Origin of the sequence: Acinetobacter sp. NBRC 100985, assembly GCF_000241225.1 — a bacterium.
In the GTDB taxonomy this organism is placed as follows: Bacteria; Pseudomonadota; Gammaproteobacteria; order Pseudomonadales; family Moraxellaceae; genus Acinetobacter; species Acinetobacter venetianus.
This window is the reverse complement of sequence record NZ_BAEB01000002.1, coordinates 39,291-45,952: the sequence shown is the minus strand read 5'-3', so window position 1 is coordinate 45,952 and position 6,662 is coordinate 39,291. Positions and strand designations below refer to the sequence as shown.

The following is a 6,662-nucleotide window of genomic DNA, read 5'->3' as shown; positions in this document are numbered from 1 at the left end:
AAGAAGGTAGGTAGTAGATTTAAAAAGGATAAAAAGTGTGACCTACCTGTTTATTTCAGATTTACACTTGTCACCTGATCACCCTCGACTCGTTCGAGGGTTTTTGGCTTTATTGCAACAATATCAAGATAAAAACACCCAGCTTTATATTTTAGGGGATTGGTTTAATGCATGGATTGGTGATGACTATACAGCTCCATGGTTAGATGACATTATTCAAGCATTACAAAGTTTCACCAATGACGGAAATCAAGTTTACTTCCAAGTTGGTAATCGTGATTTCGCTTTGGGGCAAAAATTCTTAAATAAATTTAATGGTATTCAATTACCAGACGTATATACACTCGACATTCACCATAAAAAATTTCGTCTTGAACATGGAGATGCACTTTGTACTGATGATGTGGCATATCAGCGTTTCCGTAAAGTGATTCGTAATCCAGTTTTGTTGGGTTTCATAAAGCGCACACCACTTAGTTTTCGACAAAAACTAGCCAATGGTTTTCGCAAAAAAAGTAGCCAAACCAAGCAGCTGAAAAGTTATGACATCATGGATGTGAATGCTCATGCAGTAGAGTGCGTGATCGATCAAGTTGATTATTTAATTCACGGTCATACTCACCGTCCAGAAATCCACCAAGTTGATAATAAGCAACGTATTGTCTTAGGAGATTGGCGTGCTGATTCAGCGTGGATTTTAGAAATCAATCCACTAGAAAATTATGATTTAGATTTTAAACAGTGGCACTATTAAGAAAATTTTATTCTGCAATTTAATACATCACTTTTATTCAAGTCAGCTAAAACTTTGCACATACGACTTAAATCTATATAGAAATCACATTTCACTACTTTCAGTGAAATATAGATCAAGTAAAATAAATTAAATTTTTAAATTGAGTTAATTTCTGATGGATACTTTAGCTACAGCAAAAACACGTTATGCGACAAAAGCTTATGACACAGAGAAAAAGATTCCAAAAGAACAATTTGAAAAGCTACTTGAAATTTTGCGCTTTAGCCCTTCTTCGGTAAATATTCAACCATGGCATTTTTTAGTTGCAGAATCTGATGAAGCCAAACAGCGCATTGCTTTAGGACTCACGGGTAAATATATTTACAATGCAGCCAAAGTCTTGAACTCATCACACACCATCATCTTTTGTACTCGTACAGATATTACACCAGAATATTTAGAACAATTATTACAACAAGATGATGTAAGTGGACGATTTAAAGATGAAACAGCTAAACAAGGTCAACAAGATACTCGTTCTGGCTATGTCGAATTCTATCGCAATGAACTCAAAAATCTTTCAGCATGGATGGAAAACCAAACCTATCTTGCACTTGGTCAATTGCTTTTTGCAGCAGGATTAGAAAGTATTGATGCGACACCAATGGAAGGTTTTGATCGCGATACAATCAATAAAGAATTTGGATTGACAGAAAAAGGTTTAAAAGCCTCAGTGATTGTTGCATTAGGCTATCGCAGTGATAGCGATTTTAATGCCAAACTACCTAAATCACGCTTAGCAGATGACGTAGTGTTTACTCGTTTATAATGAATCAGAACAAGGGAGTTATTCATTTTACTCCCTTATTTTTATTACATCATAGCTTTGGCTAAACATAATACTGCAATCACGCCACAAACTAATCCAATCCATGTATATGCTTTTATTCGCTCTTTGAACAATACAACTCCACTCAATACACCTAAAACAACAACGAGAATATTCATTCCAGCAAAGACAATCGCAGGTGTTTCTCTAAAAATCATATGTGCTTTAACATATAAAGCGATATTGGCAAAATTTAATATTCCTAAAAACAAACCTGTAAAAATGTTTTTAGGCTGCCAGTTCGCTTGTGTAATCGCAATATAAGCAATCGATAAAATGAAGGCAGCAATAAATGTTAAATTCAACGTGACTGCAAACTGCAAACCCAGACTACTACTATATTTAAGTAGTACATCTACTGCCGCATAACCCATCCATACACTGAATAGAAACAAAGCTGACTTTAAGCTTAATCCTTTATTGGCCTGTTCTGTTGCCTGCCCAACAATAATTGCCAATATTGCAAGCACACCAAGAACAACACCTATTAATTTTAATTGGCTAAATTGTTCACCAAAAATAAAATACGCTGCTAATAAGGAAAGAATAAACGCTAGACGTTGAGCAATTTCTGTTTTAAGAATACCCGCGAATTGTAATGATTTGGCTAAACATAGAAAAATACTTGGCAGCAATATTGCCAAAGTGAATATGAGCCACCACGGTGTATTTTGAATTGAAACATGTGTGAGATCTGTCTTAAACCAGTAAAAACATAAAATACTTGCGCTTAGATAATTCCAAGCAATCATTTGAAAGACATCAAACCCTTTGGTCTTTAGATATTTCAATAAAATTGAGACTAGAACGCTACAACATGCTGCCGCAATAATCATTTCCATAGTATTTATTCTTACTTTTTAAACATAAAAAAATGCCAGTCTATAATTAGACTGGCATTTTTAAAGATCATCAATCAATTAACGATTATTTTCGTCTTCTTGACCATCTTCAAATTTAGTTTCGCCGTCGAAGCCGCCTTGACCACCAAAGCCGCCTTGACCACCAAAGCCGCCTTGACCACCAAAGCCGCCTTGACCACCGAAGCCACCTTGACCACCGAAGCCACCTTGACCACCGAAGCCACCTTGACCACCAAAGCCGCCTTGACCGCCACCAAAGCCACCGCCTTGACCGCCACCGAAGCCGCCGCCTTGACCGCCACCGAAGCCACCTGTAGCACCACCTTGAGCAGGGAAGCCACCAGTACCTTGAGCACCAGCTGGACGTGGGTTACGTGCTGGAACGACTGTAGAAATCGCGTGTTTATAAACCATTTGACTTACAGTGTTTTTTAATAAAACAACATATTGATCGAAAGACTCAATATGCCCCTGCAATTTAATACCGTTCACAAGGAAAATAGAAACTGGAATACGTTCTTTACGGAGAGAATTTAAGAACGGATCTTGTAAAGTTTGACCTTTAGACATTTTTAACTCCAAAAAAATTTTAAATCAGCGCAAAAAAACTATCTTTATTTTTCAACTAAAAATTATAAAAAGACAGCCTGCGAATTTTGCTTTATCCAAAGAAGTTTCGCAAGTCTTCTTTCGCCTGCTTTATCGTCACGTAAGTTTTAAAATCGTGTATTTCTTGCAAAGAACGTAACCAAGTGTATTGACGTTTGGCCAGTTGCCGTGTTGCAAACAGCGCCTTGTTCTCCATTTCTACTTTATTTTTGAGACTTAAGTCACTTTTTAGTAAAAAATCTAATGCTTGACGATAACCAACAGACCGCATAGACGGTAAATTATCATTTAAATCGTATTTTACAATTAGGCCCTCCACTTCATTTAAAAAACCGATTTCCCACATTTTGCTCAATCTTTGCTCAATGCGTTTATGTAATTCTAACCGATCAGGCATCAAAGCGTAGTTATGAAAAGTGTAACGGTAAGGTTGATTTTTAGGTTGTTCAGCCTGTAACTTTGTTATTGGCTCACCTGTAATTCGATATACTTCAAGTGCGCGAATAATTCTTTGCTTATCAGAGACTTTAAATTTTTGACCAGCGATTGGATCTACTGCAACCAATTCATCATAGACAGCCTGCCACCCTTCCTGCTCTGCTTTTTCCGTAATTGCATCACGAACATTTTGGTCAGCATTTGGTAAATTATCAGCAAGCCCCTCTAACAGTGCTTTGAAATATAACATTGTCCCACCAACGAGAACGGGAGTTTTCCCACGCTCATGCATATCATCAATCAAAGGACAAACATCCTCGACAAATTGTGCTGCAGAATACACTTCCAACGGCGTAATAATATCAATCAAATGATGTGGATAAAGTGCTTGTTCTTCTTTGGTCGGTTTCGCCGTACCAATATCCATATCTTTATAAACTAAGGCTGAATCAACAGAAATCAGTTCAAAATTACCACGCTCATAGAGTTCACATGCCAATGCAGTTTTACCACTTGCGGTAGGCCCCATTAAATTGATGACGGGCAATTGATTTGACATGTACAACTACTCTCCTCGAGCAAATAATTTATCTAATTGATGCAGTGGAAATGCACGCCAAGTCGGACGTCCATGATTACATTGGCTAGCAAATTCAGTTTGTTCCATTTGACGCAATAAAGCATTCATTTCAGAAAGGCTTAACTGCCGATGAGCACGCACAGCGCCATGACATGCCATACCAGCGAGTAATTCATCACGTTTTTGCAATAAACCTCTTGCTTCATCATTTGGATCAAGATCATTGAGCAATTCTGGAATCAATTTCTCAAAATCTGCTTTATGTAAAATGGCAGGCACACCACGTACGATCACTTGATCATCCCCATACTGATCGACTTCCAAACCGAGTCGTTGTAATTGGGGTTGTAAATCTTCGATGCGAGTGGCTTGCATACGCGTAATTGAAACAATTTTTGGAATCAATAATTGCTGCGATGTCCAAAATTCAGGTTTATCCCATGCTGACTTCATTTGTTGTAATAAGATGCGTTCGTGTGCTGCATGCATATCAACAATAATCAAGCCTTCGGTATTTTGCGCAAGAATATAAATGCCATGAAGTTGTGCTATTGCAATACCTAATGGAAATTCATCCACACGTGATGGAACCGTTTGATTACTTTCAACTTCCCCGTGATCAAAGGTGGTAGGAGTTTCTCGACCACGCAATGGCGCCAAATATGTTTTAAGCGCATTATTTAATTGTGCAGAACCATTATAACGAGGTGCTTGTGATCCAGAATTATAATTTACGGCTTGAGGACGACTTTGATTAAATTCAGTCAATAAATCAGTTGAAACAGCTACATGTTGATTGGCTGATGACTCTGCTTCAACCGCAGCACGATGTAAATTAAATTGTTCTTGGTATTTGGGCTGAGGCTGATAATCAAAGTTTTCTGTTGTACTTTCATCTGTTTTCATTGCCTGTGCTAAATCTGCACTAGCTGTTTGAAATTGCGATAAAGTTGATTTGGCATAATGACGCACAAATTCATGCACTTCACGTTGATTTAGAAAGCGAATTTCATGCTTGGTTGGATGTACATTGACATCAATATTTTCAGGATCTACTTCTAAAAACAACAAATAAGAAGAATGCTGATGACCATGCAAAATACCTTCATATGCCATACGCAGCGCATGTGAAATGGTTTTGTCTTTAACAATACGACCATTTACATAAACATATTGCAAATCTGCTTGTGCACGCGCATCAGAAGGATGCCCCAACCATCCAGATAAGCGCATATTGATACTTTCAGCATCAACCCAGTAGGCATTTTGAATAAATTGTTGACCGAGTAACTGTTGAACACGTTGGTAACGTAACTCACCACTATCAGCCACAGGTAGGTTTAAACGGATATTATCGTTGTGCTCAAGCACAAAACGAATATCGAAATGTGTTAAAGCCAAACGGCGAACAATTTCTTCAATATGGTTAAATTCTGTTGTTGGCTTTTTTAGAAATTTACGACGTGCAGGAACATTAAAAAATAAATCCTGAACACGAATATGTGTGCCTTTTTGTGCAGCAACTGCTTGAACTTGCTGATGATCGAAAGCAGTGCCATTGACTTCTACTTGATAACCCACGCCTTGTTCATCTTGACTGCTGGTCAAAGTTAAACGAGACACTGCAGCGATGGATGCCAATGCTTCCCCACGAAAGCCCAAGCTGACAATCGCATGTAAGTCTTCAGAAGTTTGAATTTTACTAGTCGCATGTCGCATCACTGCCAAAGGTAAATCTTCTGGGTGAATGCCATTACCATTATCAATGATTTCAATTAAAGTCGAACCGCCCTGAGCCACACGAATGATCAACTCAGTCGCACTAGCATCAATTGAGTTTTCTAATAACTCTTTTACGACGGATGACGGGCGTTCGATCACCTCACCCGCAGCAATTTGGTTGGCTAATGCGGCATTAAGAGTATGGATACGGCGAGTTGAACGATCTGTTGAATCATGCGCCATGCAATTGTTCCTGCAACGTTTGAGACAGTGCTTGAGAATCTACAGTTAAAGTCACAAATCGAGTGAGCTCATCTTCTGACTTTTGAATGTCGATGACCACATCGGCTTTTGGAATTTCCTCACCACCTTTAGATGGCCATTCAAATAAAAATAATGCCTCAGGCGTTTCCAAATAATCACGAATTCCCATCAACTCTAACTCATAAGGATCATCCAAACGATATAAATCGAAATGAAAAATGTCGCGACCATTAATATTATAAGGTTCAACCAAGGTATAAGTTGGACTTTTTACTGAACCGTTATGACCTAAATTTTGCAGAAAATAGCGTGTAAATGTAGTTTTTCCAGCGCCCAAATCACCAATTAAGTAAATAATGCCAGCATGCACATGCTGAGAGAGTACTTGTGCAAAACGCTGAGTGTCTTGTTCATGATTTAAAGTAAATTTCACTGAATACGACATGGCAAATAGAACAAAATTGGGATGGTCGTTATAATAACATTGCACTGCCACAAAGCCTAATCATGTGCTTTTAAACTGGCTTTTTTTACATCGTTTATACTGAGTCGAATGTACTG

7 protein-coding genes are annotated in these 6,662 nt (G+C 38.1%); 2 read left to right on the top strand and 5 right to left on the bottom strand.

Annotation, left to right across the window (positions count from 1 at the left end):
* The first annotated feature begins 37 nt into the window (after positions 1–37).
* Together ACT4_RS00955 and nfsB are read left to right on the top strand one after the other, a co-directional pair.
* Positions 38–754 (top strand): UDP-2,3-diacylglucosamine diphosphatase, encoded by a 717-nt coding sequence (locus ACT4_RS00955; protein ID WP_007478853.1) that lies wholly within the window; start codon positions 38–40, stop codon positions 752–754.
* 157 nt (positions 755–911) lie between these two features.
* Complete coding sequence (gene nfsB, locus ACT4_RS00950; RefSeq protein WP_007478852.1) at positions 912–1,565, top strand: oxygen-insensitive NAD(P)H nitroreductase; 654 nt, start codon at positions 912–914, stop codon at positions 1,563–1,565.
* A gap of 44 nt (positions 1,566–1,609) precedes the next feature.
* On the opposite strand, the gene ACT4_RS00945 is transcribed toward nfsB, so the two are convergent.
* The 5 genes from ACT4_RS00945 to tsaE form a co-directional block, all read right to left on the bottom strand.
* Positions 1,610–2,467 (bottom strand): DMT family transporter, encoded by an 858-nt coding sequence (locus ACT4_RS00945; RefSeq protein WP_034604392.1) that lies wholly within the window; start codon positions 2,465–2,467, stop codon positions 1,610–1,612.
* Positions 2,468–2,545: 78 nt separating this feature from the next.
* Complete coding sequence (gene hfq, locus ACT4_RS00940) at positions 2,546–3,058, bottom strand: RNA chaperone Hfq (protein ID WP_007478850.1); 513 nt, start codon at positions 3,056–3,058, stop codon at positions 2,546–2,548.
* A gap of 91 nt (positions 3,059–3,149) precedes the next feature.
* Positions 3,150–4,094 carry a tRNA (adenosine(37)-N6)-dimethylallyltransferase MiaA gene (gene miaA / locus ACT4_RS00935; protein ID WP_007478849.1) on the bottom strand — a complete coding sequence of 315 codons (945 nt, stop codon included), beginning with the start codon at positions 4,092–4,094 and terminating at the stop codon, positions 3,150–3,152.
* 6 nt (positions 4,095–4,100) lie between these two features.
* Positions 4,101–6,080, bottom strand: coding sequence for a DNA mismatch repair endonuclease MutL (gene mutL / locus ACT4_RS00930; protein ID WP_007478848.1), 1,980 nt, complete (start codon positions 6,078–6,080; stop codon positions 4,101–4,103).
* A complete protein-coding gene (tsaE, locus tag ACT4_RS00925; protein ID WP_007478847.1) occupies positions 6,070–6,546 on the bottom strand; it encodes a tRNA (adenosine(37)-N6)-threonylcarbamoyltransferase complex ATPase subunit type 1 TsaE in 477 nt (158 codons plus the stop codon). The genes mutL and tsaE overlap by 11 nt, the downstream gene beginning before the upstream one ends.
* Positions 6,547–6,662 lie beyond the last annotated feature (116 nt).

What these genes read in the sequence shown, in the direction of transcription:
- nfsB (WP_007478852.1), top strand. Translation starts at nt 912, where the DNA reads ATGGATACTTTAGCTACAGCAAAAACACGTTATGCGACAAAAGCTTAT.
- ACT4_RS00945 (WP_034604392.1), bottom strand. Translation starts at nt 2,467, where the DNA reads ATGGAAATGATTATTGCGGCAGCATGTTGTAGCGTTCTAGTCTCAATT.
- hfq (WP_007478850.1), bottom strand. Translation starts at nt 3,058, where the DNA reads ATGTCTAAAGGTCAAACTTTACAAGATCCGTTCTTAAATTCTCTCCGT.
- miaA (WP_007478849.1), bottom strand. Translation starts at nt 4,094, where the DNA reads ATGTCAAATCAATTGCCCGTCATCAATTTAATGGGGCCTACCGCAAGT.
- mutL (WP_007478848.1), bottom strand. Translation starts at nt 6,080, where the DNA reads ATGGCGCATGATTCAACAGATCGTTCAACTCGCCGTATCCATACTCTT.
- tsaE (WP_007478847.1), bottom strand. Translation starts at nt 6,546, where the DNA reads ATGTCGTATTCAGTGAAATTTACTTTAAATCATGAACAAGACACTCAG.